15 protein-coding genes are annotated in these 18,120 nt (G+C 53.3%); 8 read left to right on the forward strand and 7 right to left on the reverse strand.

Going from position 1 to position 18,120, the window contains the following annotated elements; genetic code table 11:
* Positions 1-19: 19 nt before the first annotated feature.
* Entirely contained in the window at positions 20-1,201 is a 1,182-nt protein-coding gene (metK, locus tag KDM89_RS02030) for a methionine adenosyltransferase (protein ID WP_212686259.1), read from the reverse strand.
* A gap of 221 nt (positions 1,202-1,422) precedes the next feature.
* Here metK and KDM89_RS02035 point away from each other — a divergent pair, with 221 nt between their 5' ends.
* The 4 genes from KDM89_RS02035 to KDM89_RS02050 all read left to right on the forward strand — a co-directional run bounded on the left by KDM89_RS02035 (position 1,423) and on the right by KDM89_RS02050 (position 5,455).
* Positions 1,423-2,271 carry a lysophospholipid acyltransferase family protein gene (locus tag KDM89_RS02035; RefSeq protein WP_212686260.1) on the forward strand — a complete coding sequence of 283 codons (849 nt, stop codon included), beginning with the start codon at positions 1,423-1,425 and terminating at the stop codon, positions 2,269-2,271.
* Positions 2,268-3,134 (forward strand): LpxL/LpxP family acyltransferase, encoded by an 867-nt coding sequence (locus KDM89_RS02040; RefSeq protein WP_212686261.1) that lies wholly within the window; start codon positions 2,268-2,270, stop codon positions 3,132-3,134. The genes KDM89_RS02035 and KDM89_RS02040 overlap by 4 nt, the downstream gene beginning before the upstream one ends.
* A 258-nt stretch (positions 3,135-3,392) precedes the next feature.
* Positions 3,393-4,217: a DUF2087 domain-containing protein gene (locus KDM89_RS02045; RefSeq protein WP_212686262.1), complete on the forward strand. Its 825-nt coding sequence runs from the start codon at positions 3,393-3,395 to the stop codon at positions 4,215-4,217.
* 284 nt (positions 4,218-4,501) lie between these two features.
* Complete coding sequence (locus tag KDM89_RS02050) at positions 4,502-5,455, forward strand: phytanoyl-CoA dioxygenase family protein (protein WP_212686263.1); 954 nt, start codon at positions 4,502-4,504, stop codon at positions 5,453-5,455.
* A 168-nt stretch (positions 5,456-5,623) separates the two neighbouring features.
* On the opposite strand, the gene phhA is transcribed toward KDM89_RS02050, so the two are convergent.
* Positions 5,624-6,505, reverse strand: coding sequence for a phenylalanine 4-monooxygenase (phhA, locus tag KDM89_RS02055; RefSeq protein WP_212686264.1), 882 nt, complete (start codon positions 6,503-6,505; stop codon positions 5,624-5,626).
* Between the two features lie 81 nt (positions 6,506-6,586).
* Positions 6,587-7,702: a 4-hydroxyphenylpyruvate dioxygenase gene (hppD, locus tag KDM89_RS02060; RefSeq protein ID WP_212686265.1), complete on the reverse strand. Its 1,116-nt coding sequence runs from the start codon at positions 7,700-7,702 to the stop codon at positions 6,587-6,589.
* A 181-nt stretch (positions 7,703-7,883) separates the two neighbouring features.
* On the opposite strand from hppD, the gene KDM89_RS02065 reads away from it, so the two are divergent.
* Together KDM89_RS02065 and lhpI are read left to right on the forward strand one after the other, a co-directional pair.
* Positions 7,884-8,384: an Lrp/AsnC family transcriptional regulator gene (locus tag KDM89_RS02065; protein WP_212686266.1), complete on the forward strand. Its 501-nt coding sequence runs from the start codon at positions 7,884-7,886 to the stop codon at positions 8,382-8,384.
* 183 nt (positions 8,385-8,567) lie between these two features.
* The gene (gene lhpI, locus KDM89_RS02070; RefSeq protein ID WP_212686267.1) at positions 8,568-9,515 is read left to right on the forward strand and encodes a bifunctional Delta(1)-pyrroline-2-carboxylate/Delta(1)-piperideine-2-carboxylate reductase; all 948 of its coding nucleotides are present in this window, start codon (positions 8,568-8,570) and stop codon (positions 9,513-9,515) included.
* A gap of 82 nt (positions 9,516-9,597) precedes the next feature.
* Here the strand turns inward: lhpI and KDM89_RS02075 are convergent, their stop codons facing one another.
* The 4 genes from KDM89_RS02075 to KDM89_RS02090 all read right to left on the reverse strand — a co-directional run bounded on the left by KDM89_RS02075 (position 9,598) and on the right by KDM89_RS02090 (position 14,420).
* A complete protein-coding gene (locus KDM89_RS02075; RefSeq protein ID WP_212686268.1) occupies positions 9,598-10,263 on the reverse strand; it encodes a GNAT family N-acetyltransferase in 666 nt (221 codons plus the stop codon).
* 196 nt (positions 10,264-10,459) lie between these two features.
* Positions 10,460-11,734, reverse strand: a complete 1,275-nt coding sequence (locus KDM89_RS02080; RefSeq protein ID WP_212686269.1) for a multifunctional CCA addition/repair protein — start codon at positions 11,732-11,734, stop codon at positions 10,460-10,462.
* Positions 11,731-12,453 (reverse strand): glutathione S-transferase family protein, encoded by a 723-nt coding sequence (locus KDM89_RS02085; protein ID WP_212686270.1) that lies wholly within the window; start codon positions 12,451-12,453, stop codon positions 11,731-11,733. The genes KDM89_RS02080 and KDM89_RS02085 overlap by 4 nt, the downstream gene beginning before the upstream one ends.
* Positions 12,453-14,420: a lytic transglycosylase domain-containing protein gene (locus tag KDM89_RS02090; protein WP_212686271.1), complete on the reverse strand. Its 1,968-nt coding sequence runs from the start codon at positions 14,418-14,420 to the stop codon at positions 12,453-12,455. The genes KDM89_RS02085 and KDM89_RS02090 overlap by 1 nt, the downstream gene beginning before the upstream one ends.
* 9 nt (positions 14,421-14,429) lie before the next feature.
* Between KDM89_RS02090 and KDM89_RS02095 the strand changes: the two genes are divergently transcribed.
* Both KDM89_RS02095 and KDM89_RS02100 read left to right on the forward strand, forming a co-directional pair.
* Entirely contained in the window at positions 14,430-15,065 is a 636-nt protein-coding gene (locus KDM89_RS02095) for a 5-formyltetrahydrofolate cyclo-ligase (RefSeq protein WP_230427619.1), read from the forward strand.
* A gap of 463 nt (positions 15,066-15,528) precedes the next feature.
* Complete coding sequence (locus KDM89_RS02100; RefSeq protein WP_212686272.1) at positions 15,529-18,093, forward strand: TonB-dependent receptor; 2,565 nt, start codon at positions 15,529-15,531, stop codon at positions 18,091-18,093.
* Positions 18,094-18,120: the final 27 nt, after the last annotated feature.

An 18,120-nucleotide genomic window follows, 5' to 3' on the forward strand; every position in this document is an offset into this window, starting at 1 on the left:
AGGGCACTGACTCCTTGTATTACAGTCCGGCAGCAGCGCGCAGAATCGCAGCTTTGTCGGTACGTTCCCAACTGAATTCAGGTTCTTCGCGACCGAAGTGCCCGTATGCAGCAGTTTTCGAGTAAATCGGACGCAGCAGATCCAGCATCTGAATGATGCCTTTCGGACGCAGGTCGAAGTGCTCGTTCACCAGTGCGGCGATTTGCTCATCAGGGATAACACCGGTACCTTCCGTGTAAACAGTTACGTTCATCGGACGTGCAACGCCAATAGCGTACGCAACCTGAATCTGGCACTGACGCGCCAGACCAGCGGCCACGACGTTTTTCGCTACATAACGCGCAGCATACGCAGCGGAACGGTCTACTTTTGTCGGATCTTTACCGGAGAATGCGCCACCACCGTGCGGGCATGCGCCGCCGTAGGTATCAACGATGATCTTACGGCCGGTCAGACCGCAATCGCCTTGCGGACCACCGATCACGAAACGGCCTGTCGGGTTGATCAGGTATTTCGTATCCTGCAGCCATTCTGTCGGCAATACCGGTTTGATAATTTCTTCGATGACGGCTTCGATAAACGAGGCTTTCATCTTAGTCGCAGATTCACTCTGGTCAGGGTGATGCTGAGTGGACAGTACAACAGTGTCGATAGAATGCGGTTTGCCATCGACATAACGCATGGTGACCTGAGATTTTGCATCCGGACGCAGGAATGGCAGGCGGCCATCCTTACGCAGTTGCGCCTGACGCTCTACCAGACGGTGCGCGTAGTAAATCGGCGCTGGCATCAGTTCCGGTGTTTCGTCGCAGGCATAACCGAACATCAGACCCTGATCACCTGCACCGGTGTTCAGATGGTCGTCGGATGCGTGATCCACGCCCTGAGCGATATCATTCGATTGTTTGTCGTAAGCGACCAGTACCGCGCAACCTTTGTAATCAATGCCGTAATCGGTATTGTCGTAACCGATACGTTTGATGGTGTCGCGGGCAACCTGAATATAATCGACGTGGGCGTTGGTGGTAATTTCACCAGCCAGCACAACCAGACCGGTATTGGTCAGAGTTTCAGCGGCTACGCGGGAGCGCGGGTCCTGTTCCAGAATGGCATCCAGAATCGCATCGGAAATCTGATCAGCTACTTTGTCCGGATGTCCTTCGGATACTGATTCAGAGGTAAAGAGAAAGTCACTTGCCATCGCAGGCTCCTGTAAAAAATGACCGAAAAAATGTGCCGCAGTCAAAAAGTGAACCTGCGACGCTTTAGCGGAATTTATAAACCGCCTCGCAAGTTGTCTGTTAACTCGGCGGTAAAGCTGTGCCGGAACAGTATTCCGGTGCGCAATGTGTGATATTTTACGCCTTCTCTCGATATTCTGTCGAATACCCCTCGTTTTTTCACTGGTACTTGAGCGGCGTCATGCTAGTTCGTCTATTTCGATTCTTTTCATATTTCCCTTTGCCGGTGCTGCATGCAGGCGGTGCGGCGCTTGGCTGGCTGGTGTACGGTTTATCCGGTTCTTATCGTCGTCGTATGCGACACAATATGCAGCTTGCCGGTGTGGAAGCGCATCTGGGTGCAGCGGTCAGCGAAGCCGGCAAAAATATTGCGGAGCTGCCTTTTATCTGGTGTGCCAGACCTGAGCGTGTATTAAAAACCGCGACGCTGGAAAACTGGGAACTGGTACAAACAGCACTGGATGCCGGTAAAGGTGTGATTTTCCTGACGCCGCATCTGGGTTGCTTTGAGATTGTGGCGCAGTCTATTGCAGAGCGCACTCGCTTAACGGTGATGTACCGTCCGCCGCGTCAGGAAGCGCTGAAACCGCTGATTGAAGGCGCGCGTGCCCGCGACAATTTGTTGCTGGCGCCGGCTAACTTATCCGGTGTGCGCATCATGGCAAAAGCACTGCGCAAAGGCGAAGCGATTGGTTTGCTGCCGGATCAGGTGCCGCAGGAAGGTGAGGGCGTGTGGGCACGCTTCTTCGGTAAGCCGGCGTATACCATGACGCTGTCTGCCAAACTGCACACCATGAGCGGTGCCCCGGTGATTGTGACCTATGCTGAACGCCTGCCGTTCGGACGTGGTTACCGGGTACGTTTCCTGCCGTTTGAAGAAACACTGCCGGAAGATGCTGCAGGCCAGGCGGAAGCGATTAACCGTGCAATGGAAAAACTGATTCTGGCTGCACCGGCACAGTATTTCTGGAGTTACAACCGCTATAAAACACCGGAAGGTGTCAGCGGGCCGGAGCAGGATGCAGTATGAGACTAATGTTATTCATTATGTGGCTGCTGCACTGGTTGCCGCTGCCACTGCTGGGACGTTTCGGTGAAGTGGTTGGTAGTTTGTTATTTTATGTAATTAAGAAACGACGGAATATCACGCTGACTAATCTGCGACTCTGTATGCCGGAACTCAGCGAAGCGGAACGGTATCAACTGGCGAAGCAGCATTTTCGTTATTACGCGCGCAGCGTATTTGAGCGCGGCATACTGTGGTGGGCGCCGGAATCGCGTCTGAAAAAACTGATCCGCGTTGAGCCGGGTGTGCCGCTGGCGGAGATTCAGGCTGGCCCTGTGGTGATCATGTGTCCGCATTTTGTATGTCTGGAAGTCGCCGGTGTGGCGACCATGCTGGAATCTTCACTGTGTTCGATTTATTCCGAGCAAAAAAATAAAGTGTTTGACCGTGCGCTGCGCAAAGGCCGTTCGCGTTTTCGTCCGGTGCAGTTGTTTTCCCGCAATGAAGGTATTAAGCCGATACTGCGTGCAATGCAGCAAGGCTTGCCTTACTTCATGCTGCCGGATATGGACTTTGGTATTAAGAACGCGGAATTTATTCCGTTTTTCGGCGTGCCTGCTGCCACGCTGATTGCCTTGCCACGTCTGGTGGCGACTTCCGGTGCGAAAGTGATTCCTGTCACTGCTACCTATCTGCCGGATTACAAAGGCTGGCAGGTGCGCTTCCATCCGGCATGGGATAACTATCCGGGCGACGCCAGTCTGACCGAAGCGACACGCCATATGAATGCGTTTATTGAAAGTCAGATTCGGCTGGCGCCGGCAGAATATTTCTGGGCGCATAAACGGTTTAAGACACGTCCGGAAGGCGAGGCCGGCTTTTACTGATCTGTTGCGCATTCAGTGTAATCAACCTAGAATGGCGGGACAGGTGCGTAGGGGCGCCTGCCCGCAAAAGAGGATCTCACCCTGCTGTCTTTGCAGATCAGTGATGCAAATCCGGTATCTGCCATCTTTCCGATGTGATCAGCCAGTATTCGTTTGACGTAGCGGGTCGTCAGCATAACGAATCGGAGCGGTCATGTTGCCTCAGTCTTTATCCTGTTTTCTGACGTCTCATGTCCGTGCCATTCACGGAGGAATTACATGAATCGTTTAACAGAAGAAATCAAAACCCGCGCACGTTTACTACAAAAGCAATTGCAACGCGGTCATCAGCCAAGTATCAAGCGCGTGCGCATTTTATGTCGCCAGCAGCGCTGGAATCCGGAGACTGAACCCAGCCTGAGTCAGTGTATGAACCTGGTCGCAGCAGATACCGGTTTTCGCGACTGGGAACATGCGCGCCGTGCGTTCACAACTTCCGGCAGTGAAATGGCGGATATGGGTTCATTCTGGTACGGTGAGCACAGCGCCGGATTCACGAATCTCTGGTTTTCCGACTACGCCCAAGCGAAGCAACAACATGCGCAACAGCGTGATCGCTATTTACTGCCTTACCGTCATCAGTTTGTGCTGGTTGAATCAGCGTTTTTGCAGGAAGCGGGTATTGAGGCAAGCGCAGATATCTGGCAGTCCTTAGATTGTGATCTGGTGGCCCATCGTGGAAGCCCGGAATGGGTAATGCTGGCAGAACTTCGTTTGCAGCAGACACGTTTGGAACGATGGGAAAAATGCTGGGATGCGCAGGCAGATCAGCAAGCATTGCAAAGTAATGCAGACGAGGCAGCCGCGACGCTCTCAACTTTCGTTGCCGACGGGCGTTTGCTGAAAATTCCGCAGCAGCGAAAAAAGCGACTGGTCATACTTCAATGGCTGGTGAAGCAAATTGCTGCGGGGCGCGATTACTCTGAAATTGAACTCAATCAGTTGATACGACCCGTTCACGATGATGTTGCAACTTTACGTCGTGAGCTTGTGGTACACGGTCTGATGCGAAGAGAGCAGGGCAGGTATCGCAGATCCGCCTGAGTCAGATTTGCCGGCAGCCCGTGAAAGACCGGGCTGCCGTAAGCAGGTTTTTGCAAACTGATGAACTGCGTAGTGCATACGGAATGCAATGTCATTCTGAATATCTGCGGCATATGCCATGCTCTTCTTAATGGCAATCATCATCACCATGATCATCACAATCATTGATCAGATAAATTCTGATTATGTATCTTTTTTTCAGATGTTTAAATGAAATGAATTGTTGATATGTCACTTCAGAATTACACTGAAGAGCAATTCTGAATCAATTGATGAGGCATGGCATGCAGCATACGCAGATACTTGAGCAATTCTGGCAGCACATTTGCGAGCCTGCTAAGGCGGATCAATCCGGACAATCTGATCACGCAAAGCAATGGAATTTGCAGGTAAAAACCTTGTATGCACATCAGATTGCTTACCCGGTTGCATTACGATATTTGCTGGAACAGCGCCCGTCGTTGCCGGAATTTTTAACATGGGTGGCGCAGTCTGAGGTGGATTATCAGTTAGCGGAAACTTCCGGTAACATGAATGAGGGCAACGAGGACGACTGGGTACTGACACCGGAACAAATCGCATTCTGGAACACGCATGGTTATCTTGTTCTTCCATCGGTGTTCGACAGGCAGATATGCGCTGAAACCTGTCAGGCAATTTGTGAGTTTCTGGGCGTGCAGCAGGATGATCCATCCAGCTGGCAATTGGCGAATCAGAAAAAACTTGGCCTGATGATGCCTTTTTACAATCATCCCCGGCTTAACGCGAACCGTGAATCAGGGCGAATCCGTGCTGCCTACCGGCAATTGTACGGAACAGACGCACTGTATAAAACGATTGATCATGCCAGCTTTAATCCGCCGTTAAGCTCAGAAAATCCATTCAGCGGCAGCGGTTTGCACTGGGATGTCAGTTTAGCGCAGCCGATGCCGGACAAGTTTCAGGGCTTGTTATATCTGACTGATTGCGGCCCCCGCGATGGTGCATTTCACTGCGTTCCGGGTTTTCATCGCCAGTTAGCTGACTGGTTGCAGCAGTTACCTGCGGGAGCTAACCCGCGTGAAACAGCGGAAAAAACACTGGTGCCAAAGGCCGTGCCGGGCAATGCCGGTGATTTTGTCATCTGGCATCAAGCATTGCCGCATTGTGCAACGCCAAATTACGGAAACAAACCCCGCATAGTGCAGTACCTGACGTATATTCCGGACGAGTATTCTGATCACGAAGTCTGGATCTGAGAATGAAAAAAGAAGATTTTTTGATGTTGAGTATTCCGGCGGAAGGATTGCAGAGAACCATCAAACTCAGATTTGACTCTCACCGTTTGGTGAATTACAAAAATTAAGAAAGTAAAGGCCAGTACATCAGAATGTACTGGCTTTTTTTTAAATACCGAAGGAACCTGATCAGCCTGGCAGCAATTCTGTTTCACCATCCAGCAAACTATTGGCCGGATATGGTGTTTTAGTTTTCAGTTCGTCGTAGTACGGGGTGAAGTCCGGTGCGGTGCCTTCGAACAGTTCATCGAAACTGTTAATTACAAAATAGGTTTCCTGATAGGTATCGATTTTGTACAGCGTGTTCAGGCAGCGTTTGATATCCAGATGAATATGGCGCGATGTCGTGCCCGGTGTCAGACAGTATTCGACTTCGCCACCGGATGACAGAATACCGGCGCCGTAAATACGCAAGCCTTCCGGTGTGTTGATCAGACCAAATTCCACGGTGTACCAGTACAGGCGCGCCAGCTGATCCAGGCCGCCGAGCTGCATGGCTTTTAAGCCGCCCTGACCGTAACGCTGGATGTAGTCTGCGAATACAGGATTGAACAGCAGCGGTACATGGCCGAAGAAATCGTGGAACACATCCGGTTCAACGATGTAATTGAATTCCTCCGGTTTGCGCAGCCACACGGTGACCGGGAAACGGCGGTTGGCCAGATGTTCAAAGAAGGTCAGTTCAGGAATCAGGCCCGGTACGGCGACGATGGTCCAGCCTGTTGCTGCTTCCAGTTTTTTCGACGTAGCTTCAAATTGCGGAATGCCATCCGCAGCGTTTAAGCCTTGCAGCGCTTCGATAAATTCATTGCAGGCACGGCCCGGCAACAGCGCCATCTGACGCTGATACAAACGGCGCCACAGCGCGTGTTCTTCTTCCGTATACGCAGCCCAGTCCTGCTGCACAACGTATTGAGCATCGGCGCTCGCGTAGTCTCCGCGTAAGGCGGCGCCGTGGGATTTTTCGGCCACAGTGGCCAGAAAGTCTTCGTTACTGACGGTGGTATCCATGATTTTATTTATACTTGTTAAGACAAAAGGCTGACACCCGGGAGTGTGCAGCCTTTTGCGATTGTCTCATATCGGTTTTGCTTACGCTGTGGTGGTTTCGTCTTTCAGCACACCGCGGCGGATTTGATCCAGCTCAATGGATTCAAACAAAGCGCGGAAATTGCCTTCGCCGAAGCCCTGATCACCTTTGCGCTGGATGATCTCGAAGAAGATCGGGCCAATCACAGTGGTGGTGAAGATTTGCAGCAGTAACTGACGCGCTTCTTCGGTGGATTTACCATCGATCAGAATACGCAGCTTGCGCAGTTCTTCCAGATTTTCACCGTGGCCCGGCAGACGGCGGTCAACCAGATCGTAGTAAGTTTCGATGGTATCCTGGAAGCTGACGCCGTCGGCTTTCATGCCGGCAACGGTTTTGTATACATCATTAGTACCCATCGCGATATGCTGAACGCCTTCGCCGTGGTACAGATCCAGATATTCAGCGATCTGGGATTTGTCATCGGAAGATTCATTGATCGGGATACGGATTTTGCCGCAAGGCGAGGTCATCGCTTTGGATTTCAGACCTGTGTGCTTACCGGCGATATCGAAGTAACGGATTTCGCGGAAGTTGAACAGGGTTTCATAGTAGTCAGCCCATTCTTTCATACGGCCACGGTAAACATTGTGGGTCAGATGGTCGATGTAAGTCAGACCGTGACCAACCGGATTCGGATCCACGCCCGGAATCGCGACGAAGTCAGCGTCGTAAATACTGATATTGCCGATCGCGCCCGGTGCTGCACCGTCTTTACCTTGCCAGCGGTCAACGAAATAAATCAGGGAATCGCCGATACCTTTGATGGCCGGAATATTCAGTTCCATCGGGCCGGTTTTGTTATCGAAGCCCCATGCGCCCAGTTCCAGTGCGCGTTTGTACGCAAAGTTCGCATCTTTGACGCGGAAAGCAAATGCGCAGACGCAAGGGCCATGTTTGCGTGCGAATTTCTGTGCAAACGAATCCGGTTCCGCGTTGATGATGAAGTTCACATCACCCTGACGGTACAGTGTGACATCTTTGGTACGGTGTTTAGCGATAGCCACAAAGCCCATCGTTTCGAACAGCTTGCCCATGGCAGCCGGATCAGGTGCGGCGTATTCGACGAATTCGAAGCCGTCGGTGCCCATCGGGTTTTCCCAGGTTTGGAATGTCATGTTTGTCTCCTGTGGGGGATTCGTTTGAAATTCTGCTTCAACCGGCACATTTGTGTGCGGTTTGATACAGCGCAAACTCACAGTATAGTCGGCGTAACACGCCATTTAATTCCAAAATTCACCAAAGATTGCATGATGTACGCAATAATGTTGCGCATAATTTCAGGATAAGGGGAGAAAAATGGCGCAGGTTGAACTGGATAAAATTGACCGCAAAATTCTGGCGATTTTGCAGGCCGACGGGCGGCTGACTAATCAGGAAGTGGCAGAGCGGGTCAATCTGTCGCCGTCGCCCTGCCTGCGCCGTATCAAGCGTCTGGAAGAGAGCGGCGTGATCCGCCAGTACGTGGCTTTGCTGGAACCGGCGCGGATCGGCCTCGGCTTGCTGGCCTATGTGAATGTGCGGCTGGAAAAGCACAGCGATGTGCCGTCGAAAGGCGCTTCGCGTTCGCCGCGCGATGATTTCGCGGTATCGGTGGCGCAATGGGCAGAAGTGGTGGCTTGCTATGCAATGACCGGTGAAATGGACTATCTGCTGCGGGTGCATGTGGAAGACATGAATCACTTTTCCCGTTTCATGATGGAAACCCTGTTACGCCATCCGGCGGTGCTGGATGTGAAGTCCAGCTTCGCGCTGCAACAGATCAAAGATACTACCGCCTTGCCGCTGGGCGCAGCCTGAGCGACTTCGCTAGCGTTGATGATTGTGCAGACTTCGTCAGCATGGGTGTCCGGAGCGCCAGTGTTTCTGCGGACGTCGGTGAAAAACTGTGCCATTCTCCGCATTTCAGCGGTTTTTTGCCTTGTCGCCGGCCTTTGTGACACGGGATAATGTTAGTATTTTTTAGATATATCAGGAGGGCGTATGCAGGTCATTTCCGCAGAACAGGTTCACCAGTCGCTGAATTTTCCGGCGCTGACCGCCGCACTGGCGCAGGCATTCGCTGCACCGTTTCATATGCCGGCGCGCCAGGTGTTTCATTTATCGGAGGATGCGGCCTGTAAGGATGCGTTTGCGGTGCTGCCCTCATGGAATCAGGATGTGATCGGCGTGAAAGCGTTCACGTATTTCCCGGACAATGGCGCGCATCAGTTACCCAGCCTGTTTTCCAAAATTCTGCTGTTTAAACGCGATCACGGCGAACCGCTGGCGATGGTGGATGGCACCAGCGTCACCTACTGGCGCACCGCTGCGGTATCGGCGCTGGCGGCGCAGCAACTGGCGCGTGCGGATGCCTCGTGTTTGCTGTTGCTCGGCACCGGCAATCTGGCGCTGCCGCTGCTGCGCGCTCATGCAGCAGTGCGTTCGCTGAGTTCGGTACAGGTCTGGGGCAGGGATATTGCCAAAGCTGAGCGCATCGTCGCCGCTTTCCGCGCAGAGCAGCCGGCACTGACGATCAGCGTGGTCAGCGACTTGCGGGCGGCAGTGCGGCAGTCGGATATCATCGTCGCGGCGACGGGCAGCGCCGAACCGCTGGTGCTGGGGGAGGATGTGCAGGCTGGCAGCCATGTCGATTTGCTCGGCAATCACAGCCCTGACCGGCGCGAATGCGATACGGCACTGGTGGAAAAATCAGCGGTGTTTGTCGATTACGCGCCGAATGTCTGCCGCGAAGCCGGTGAATTGCTGATTCCGGTGGCAGAAGGGCGGTTTACGCTGGAGCAGATTCGTGCGGATCTTGCTGCCTGCTGTCGCGGTGAAGCGGGGCGGCGTGATGCGCAGGAAATTACGCTGTTCAAATCAGTAGGGACGGCACTGGCAGATCTGGTGACCGCCCATCTGGTGCAGCGTCAGCAGGCTCCGCTGGCGTAATTCAGGGGTAAATGCGGACTTCTGCACAGCATCTGCGCTGTACACGAACGGCGCAGGTGGCAAACCGATGATTTCGAATATCTTATTTAAAGCCCGGTAAATGACGTAACAGTTTGACCGCCGCGCGGGCATTCGCTTTCCAGGTGTAATCCAGAAACGCGACCTGTTCATCCATCGCTTCTTTCAGTATCGATTTCGCCGATGCCGGACGCAGTTTCAGATAAGCGTCCGCTTCGCCGTATTCACGGTGTATCTGCATGCCGGCTTTTTTGGCGATATGGATCATGGTCTGATTCGAGGCCAGACAATGCATGTACAGCGTATCCACATCGGCATTGCGGCAGTGAATCGCGCCGCGCTGGAACAGGCGGAAACCGATGCCCTTGCCGCGAGCATACGAGGAAACCGAGACCCCGAATTCCGCGACCTGCCGCTTCTCCGTATTGTCGTCATAGTCTTTGCGCGCCATAAACGCCAGATGGCCGACGCCAACCAGACGAAAATGGTGGCTGAAAACGCCGAAAACTTTGTCGCGGGAAAAATCCAGACTTTCCACATACTTGCGGATCAGCGCGTCGGGCAGCACGGTGCCGAAACGCAGCAGGCGGTCACTGTCTTCCAGCCCCAGAAAATGGCGCAGTATACGGTGGCGGTCGTTGGCCGACAATTCTTTGACCCGGATCACCGGCCGCGCATGCTTGCCGGACGGGTCCGGTGTCTGAACGGGAAACACATCAGAGGTTTTCATCGCAGCTCCACAAAACGACAGCCATAGTGTGACTGCTGTCAGATTTCCATATACGGTTTGTGCAACGCACAATTCTGACTATTGTAGGTCAGCCCTGCGGGGACGAAAAGTCCGTACCACCGAGTAATTGCTCCAGAATAGCAGCCGGATTGCGCTGCGTCAGCGAATATTTTGCTGCGATGCAACAGGCTCGGTATCAGGAAGCAGCGCAGACTGCGCCGTCGTCTTCGCCGGTCGGCAAGTCCGTGCTTTTCCGCCATGCGCGGATTGCATCGATTCTTGCGCTGCGTACCGCTTCCGGAATGCGTGCCGGCGTTGTACAAGCTTTCGCCACAGCCCCGGCATCCACACTCAGTGCAGCCTGCAAAGCCGCTTCCAGCAAGGCTTTCTGGCGGAATTCGCGGGTTTCATAACCGGTGCGTCCGCAATAATCACATTCAATCGCTAGCAACATCGCGCGGAAACGGTCAGGCTTGCGGTAAGCATCGCAGCGCTGAAATAAATCCGCAATCGTGGCCGGACGCAGTATCGCAGCCTGACCGCAGACGCCGTGTTCACGGGTCGTCATGACGGCCAGATCGCGGCAATCTGCCGGTACGCGCAGGCGCTGGCAAACAGCATCCGTCAGCGGCACACCCAGTGCTTCATGCCCGTGATGGGCAGGCCAGGCAGCAGGATCGGTGACGCCTTTGCCCAGATCATGCAGCAGCGCCGCAAAGCGCACAGCCAGCGGATAGCCGCGCTGCGCGGCCTGATCGACCACCAGCATGCAATGCACGCCGGTATCGCCTTCCGGATGGTAATGCAAAGGTTGCGGCACACCCCACAAACGCAGTAACTCCGGTAGCAAGCGTGCCAGGGCACCGCATTCTTTTAAAATTTCTATCATGCGCGACGGACGCTGTTCCATCAGGCCGCGTGCAATTTCCTGCCACACCCGCTCCGGAACCAGTGCATCCACTTCGCCAGCGGCGACCATATTCCGCATCAGCTGCATGGTTTCCGGTGCCACGCTGAATTCCTGACCAGGCGCAGAAAAACGGGCGGCGAAGCGCGCCAGCCGCAATATCCTTACCGGATCTTCTTCAAACGCCGGCGACACATGGCGCAGAACGCGCGCAGCCAGATCGGCTTGTCCGCCGTAAGGATCAATAATCTGACCGTCGTCGCCGAGCGCCATCGCATTAATCGTCAGATCGCGGCGGATTAAATCTTCTTCCAGCGTCACCGACGCATCGGTGTAAAACGCAAAACCTTTGTAACCGGCTGCGGTTTTTCTTTCGGTACGGGCCAGTGCATATTCTTCATGGCTGCGTGGATGCAGGAAAACCGGAAAGTCTTTGCCAACCGGTCTGTAACCGGCAGCCAGCATGGCTTCCGGTGTACTGCCGACAACCACATAATCGACATCCTGCACCGGTAAGCCCAGTAAGCGGTCACGCACTGCGCCGCCAACCTGATAAATCTTCATTCACCCTGCCTTTCAATCCGCGCATCATGCATAGGCAGTGTTTCGGTTTCCATTTCGGCGCCGTGTATCCAGTGGGCGACGGCAGGGTGGGCAATCACACGGTCAGCATAGGCTTCGAGCGCCGGTGCCAGCGCGACGCCGTAGGTGCGGAAACGCATGACGACCGGCGCAAAATACGCATCGGCAATCGAAAACGCACCGAACAGATAACCATGCGCACCGTAACGTGCCAGACAGTCTTCCCAGATTTCACAAATGCGCCCGATGTCCGCCTGCGCACCCATCGTACGGCCTTTGCCAGGGAAGCGGCCTTTGATATTCATCGGCATATCAAAGCGCAGCGAAGAAAAACCGGAATGCATTTCAGCGCAGATACTGCGTGCATGGGCACGCGCCAGCACATCCTGCGGCCACAGATTCAGTATCGAAAACTGTTCTGCCAGATATTCGCAAATTGCCAGTGAATCCCAGATCACATGTTCATTCGCGATCAGCACCGGCACTTTACCGGCCAGTGAATAGTCAGCAATTTTGCTGGTGGTATCGCCCTGACCAAGCAGAATACGGATTTCTTCAAACGGAATGCCAAAGGCGCGCATCACTACCCACGGACGCATAGACCACGAAGAGTAATTTTTATTGCCGATCACCAGTTTCAGTGAAGGGCGCTGATCTTTCATCAACGCGGCAATAGCGGGGTGAATTGCGGTTTCTTGCATCAGAATTTCCTGTCATCAGGTAAATCGGCATCGCTGGCGGACATTCCTTTCGGCACGACCACACCCAGACGGGCTTTCAGTGACTGTGGTTTTTTCTCAAGGATAGCGGCATAGTAAGTCGCATTCGACAGCACGTTTTTGACATAGCCACGGGTTTCCTGAAAAGGAATGGTTTCTGCAAAAATCGCTCCTTCCACCGGCTTGCTGAGTTTGGCGCGCCACGCACGCGGACGACCCGGCCCTGCATTGTAGGCGGCTGAAGCCAGCGCCTGCGAGCCGCCGAGATCAGTCAGCACCATGTTCAGGTAATTGGTACCGAGCTGAATATTGGTGTCGATGTCATTCACCTGATGCGGTAAGAAGTCGCTGAGCCCGATTTTTTTAGCAACATAACGTGCTGTCGCAGGCATGATTTGCATCAGGCCGGACGCGCCGACATGCGATTTTGCCGTCATCACAAAGCGCGATTCCTGACGGATCAGACCATACACCCAGGCCATGTCCAGACCGAGTGAGCTGGTCATACGGTACATGCTGTCGCTGAACGGGGTTGGAAAGCGCTGGCCGAAATCGGTTTCGCCACGGGTACGGTCTGAGGTGTTGACCATACGGTCCAGTAACTGATTCTGACGTGCCAGTTCCGCTGCAACCAGAATCTGACGCTCAGTCATGCGGCGCAATTCCCAGTTCCATTCGCGCGTGCCTTCGGTACGCAGGTTCATGCTGTAAAAGCGCAGCGCCCTTTGCAGGCCGGGATTTTTTTCTGTCTGCGCCAGTTCTTCTGCACTGACCGGACGACCAGCCGGTGGTACGCCGATTTTCCTGCCGCTTTCTTCTGTTGCTAACTGGCCGTAAAAATGGTGCTGATCGGCGATGCTGCTGAACAGTTTGCCCGCTTCATCATTGCGACCTTCAGCCTTGTAGGCGCGGCCCAGCCAGTAAGTCCATGCCGGATCATTGCGCAGACTGGCTGGCATCGCGAGTATGCCCTGACGTACCAGTTTCCAGTCGGTTTCACGTAATGCAGAGCGCACTCGCCATTGGTAGGCTTCCTGCGTCAGATCCGCACCGTCAGCGCGGGTCCAGTAACCGATTGCATCCGGCTCCAGTTTGTACGCCGATTGCAGCGCGATCAGTGCCCAGCCATTCGCTCTTTCATGTTCCGTCAGACGCGCACTGTAGCGTGACAGAGCCTGTGCTGCTTCCTCCGGATCATTTTTTGCCAGACGTGCCAGCGCTGCCAGAAATAATTCACGCGAGACTTTGTTTTGCTCCGGACCTTTTTTCATCAGTACAGCCGGCTTTTCAAATGCTTCGCTGATTTTCTTTTCCGGAATATCGAGAAGCTTTCCGAGGCGCAGTGCCAGCGGCAGTGCACCGTTTTCTGCGGCCATCCTTAACTGGAAATACACAAAACCTGCATCCAGTTGCTGGTTCTGGTACATGTAATTCAGCATGCTGTAGCAACCTTCGCCGTAGTCTTTCGGGCTGTTCAGCAAGGCTTTGGCATCCTGCGCCACTTTTTGTAATTTGGTGGCGCGTGATAGCACGGCGTAGCAGCGTAGCTGATTATCATCAGCCACCACGAATTGCGGATATTGCTGATCAAATAAATCCCATTCGCCGCGCCGTCCCAGCATCAGCAGCCAGTCATTACGGGCGCGGTCAGCAATGGCACTGCCTTCGTATTTCTGTATGAATTCGCGGTACTCGGCATTGCTGGCTTTCGCCATGCGCGCCCGCAGGCGGTAGTAATCCACATACGACGGAATATCATAGTTACCAAGCTGCGCCGCATACTGATCCGCCGACTGGCTGTCATCGTGAAACGCTGCTTCCCGCAGCGCCATCAGCCTGTCATCATCATTGACCAGCGTTTTATTGCTTGTAGCCGCTTGTGCAGCGGACATGTGAAAACCTGCTAACATCGTGACGCTCAGTGCGCTGAGCCAGAATTTGACAGCCATTTTTTGATCATGAGTAAAACGATTCTTAACAGTATGACACAGGCAAACCCTGACGCACACTCTGAAGCGACGAATCCGGCGAATCAGCGCAAAGCCTTACGCAGCACATTGCTGCGGGCGAGAAAATCTGTGGCTGCGGAACAGCGCCGCCTGTGGGATGCGCAGATAGCGGAAGCGTTGCTGCACTGGTTGCAGCAACGCCAGCCATCCAGTCTAGCAGTGTACTGGCCAATACAGGCAGAACCCGATTTGCGCGACTGGTATCCGCAAATCACAGCGATGGGCATACAGCTGGCGCTGCCGTGGGTCGTGGGAAAAAACACGCCGCTGAAATTTCTCGCATGGCAGCAGGGCGACGCAATGGATCTCGATGAATACGGCATCCCTTTACCAGCAGATAAAGAAAAACTGATACAGCCTGAAATGCTGCTGGTGCCTTGCGTCGGTTTTAATCAGCATGCGTACCGGCTGGGATACGGTGGCGGATTTTATGACCGTACGCTGGCAGGCATGCCGGAGGCGATTGCTGTCGGAATTGCTTATGCGCAGGCGGCAGCGGAATTTGCTGCGGAACCGCATGACTTGCCCTTGCAAATGATACTGACGGAGAGTGCATTGATATCCGTTCCGCTGCCTTCGGTCTGATGTGCTTCCGAAATGCATGGCTTGTAATTTCTGCAGAAAACTTCATTTTTGCGCCGGATTGACGCATAAACGGTATATACAACTTATTTTTTATTCGTTTGATATTCCGGTTTGCACCGTTAGGATGCATTTCCATGAATAACCGCAAGTAATCTGCGTTTATCGTTTCCAGAGCCTTACTTCCGGACCGGATATGAGTGCTTTGCTGGCCCGTGCTTACCCGCATCGGGCAGGAAATGATAAATGCAAAAAATCATCTATGCTGCACCATCCAATTTTGTTCCTCCGTGTTTCATTCCTTCATCGCCGCCTGCTGCACATGATGTGTCGCACCTGAGCGTGCCCGTCGGCTGATTGCCGGCATTTCTTTTCCTCATCGTTTTTTTAATCCGTGTCCCGGCTGTTAAGTCAGCCAGGGAAGAGGCTTTCTTTTTCCTGACACATTCCTTTGTCTGAGACTGCTATGCAAACAAACTATCGTCCATTACGTATTGCGCTGGCACTGGCTGCCGCATTTCCTGTTTATTCCCATGCTCAGGAAGCTGAGAGAGTTGAAATTACCGGCTCTCATATCCGCGTCAGCCAGAAAGAGGGTGCTGCTGCCGTTCAGGTGATTTCGGCCAAAGACTTACGCGACAGTGGTAAAACCAGTGTCGCTGAGGTACTGCGTGCGATTTCTGCCAACAGCGGTAATAGCTACAACGAACAATATACCGGCAGTTTCTCTGCGGGTACGTCAGGCTTGTCTTTACGTGGGATCGGACAAAAAAATACGCTGATTCTGGTAAATGGCAAGCGCGTCAGCAGTTATGCGACTGCACAAAATACTCAGGAAGTATTTGTGGATCTGAACAGCCTGCCGCTGGCCGCCGTACAGCGTATTGAAGTTTTGAAAGATGGTGCATCTTCTGTATATGGTTCGGATGCGGTGGCTGGTGTTGTTAACATTATTCTCGCCAGAGAATTTCAGGGCAGTGAGCTGTCGGTTCAGGCCGGTTCGTCGGTAACGGGAACCGGACAGACAGAGCAGAGCGCTTTATTTCAGACAGGTCGTGGCAAACTGGCAGAAGATGGCTATAGTCTGGTATTTTCCGTTGATGCACAAAAACGCGGTAAGTTGCAGCAAAGTGATGTCAGTTGGCTACGCGATGCTGATTTTCGCTCTCAGCAGAACGGTACGCTGGCCTGGGTACCGACGAATTACCTCGGTACCGATCCTACGCGCTGGCTTGGCAATGCACAGGGACCTTTGCAAGTGCTGCCATACGGCGCGATTACACCCGGCAAGAGCGGGAATGTGCTCGCCTATAATCCTGCACCGTATAAAACGCTGATTCCTGGCATTGAGCGTGTTCACACCGCATTATCAGGAAAACTGAAAATCAATGACGATACGGAAGCCTATGCCGACTGGCTGTGGGGATATTCTCGAGCCGATCAGACCTTCAGTGCGCCGCTGACGGTATCGAGCAGTCTGCGCGCATGGAATAATGGCACACAGTCTCTCGAAACGATCCCTGTTATTCTGCCGCCGGGTAATCCGTCGAATCCGGGAACCACGCCACTGGCATTTACCAGTACCTTATTTGATCTCGGCCCGCGCATGAAAACAGATCGGGTGACTTTTTACCGTGCTCTGGCAGGTATTAAGGGATATAACGCAGGCTGGGACTGGGATCTGTCTGCAGGTCAGTCCGCCAGTGTGATGGTAGAAACCGTGTTGAACTTTGTTAACCGGTATGCGTTTCAGCAAGTGCTGGCAGATGGTAGTTATAACTTTGCGAATCAGGCGCAAAACACAGAAGAAGCCAGGAATCGTTTACGACTCTCAACACGCCGCCCGGCAGATGCCGGACTCAGCACTATAGATTTCTCTGCGACGAAAGAGTTATTGCAGTTACCGGCAGGACCATTAGGTTTTGCAGGTGGTGTGCAGTGGCGTCGTGAATCTATGAATAGTCAGACCTCGACCGCAGTGCTGAGCGGGACGGAGTTGCGTCCGGCAATTAATATCATTAATGGTCAGCGGGATGTTTCGGCGTTGTTTGCTGAGTTCAGTGTGCCGCTGACGAAAAATCTGAGCGCCAATGTCGCAGGCCGTTATGATCACTACAGCGATTTCGGTAATGCATTTTCTCCGAAATTAGCGATACGTTATCAGGCGGCAGACTGGTTGTTATTGCGCGGAACAGTGTCACGGGGTTTCCGTGCACCGTCTTTCCCAGAGATCACCTGCAGCACCACCGTCAGCTACGGTGGGGTGCTGGATCCGCGCGATCCGGTGTCACCGAATCAGCCGCGTGGCGTGACGAATATCACAATTGCAAATCCTGCATTGCAGCCAGAGCATTCGGACAACCTGAATCTGGGCGTGGTGATCGCACCGGATCAGAACACCAGTATCGGGATTGATTACTATCAGATTACCCAGAAGGGCGTGATCGGTACGGAGAGCGCGGATACGATTATCAGTAATGAATTCAGTGTGCCGGGTAAAGTGCTGCGTGATGAACAAGGGCGTATTACAACCTTGTATCGTCAGTATCGTAATCAGGGAAACCGTGAGGTTGCGGGTTTTGATATTGATATTCGCCACCGTCAGAATCTGCAGCAGTGGGGAACGCTGAAGCTCAGCGGTCAGCTCAGCTATGTACTGCGCTTTGCCGAACCTTTGACAACCGGAGCTGCACTGACAAATGGCGTCGGGACAAATTATTTCGGTTCGATTCCGCGTCTGCGCGGTGTCAGCAGTGCTGGCTGGGAGTCTGGTGACTGGCAGCACGCGCTGATCTGGAGCTATACAGGCGGCTATCGCCAGACCACGGCTCAGAATGAGCATGTTGATGCCTGGTCTACGTGGGATCTCACAACAACCAGAAAAATTAATGCAACGACAAGCGTCAGCCTGGTCGTACAGAATCTGCTGAATCGAAAACCATCCTGGGATTCCTCGACCAGCTTTTTCGATATCACTCAGGGTGATCCGCGCGGAAGATTTGTTTCAGTGCGCTTGAACCACAAGTTCTGATTGGTTTTAAGTTTTCCGGACAAACAG

The sequence above is a fragment of the Cognatundibacterium luofuense genome (genome assembly GCF_018139685.1).
Classification (GTDB): Bacteria; Pseudomonadota; Gammaproteobacteria; order Burkholderiales; family Burkholderiaceae_D; genus Undibacterium; species Undibacterium luofuense.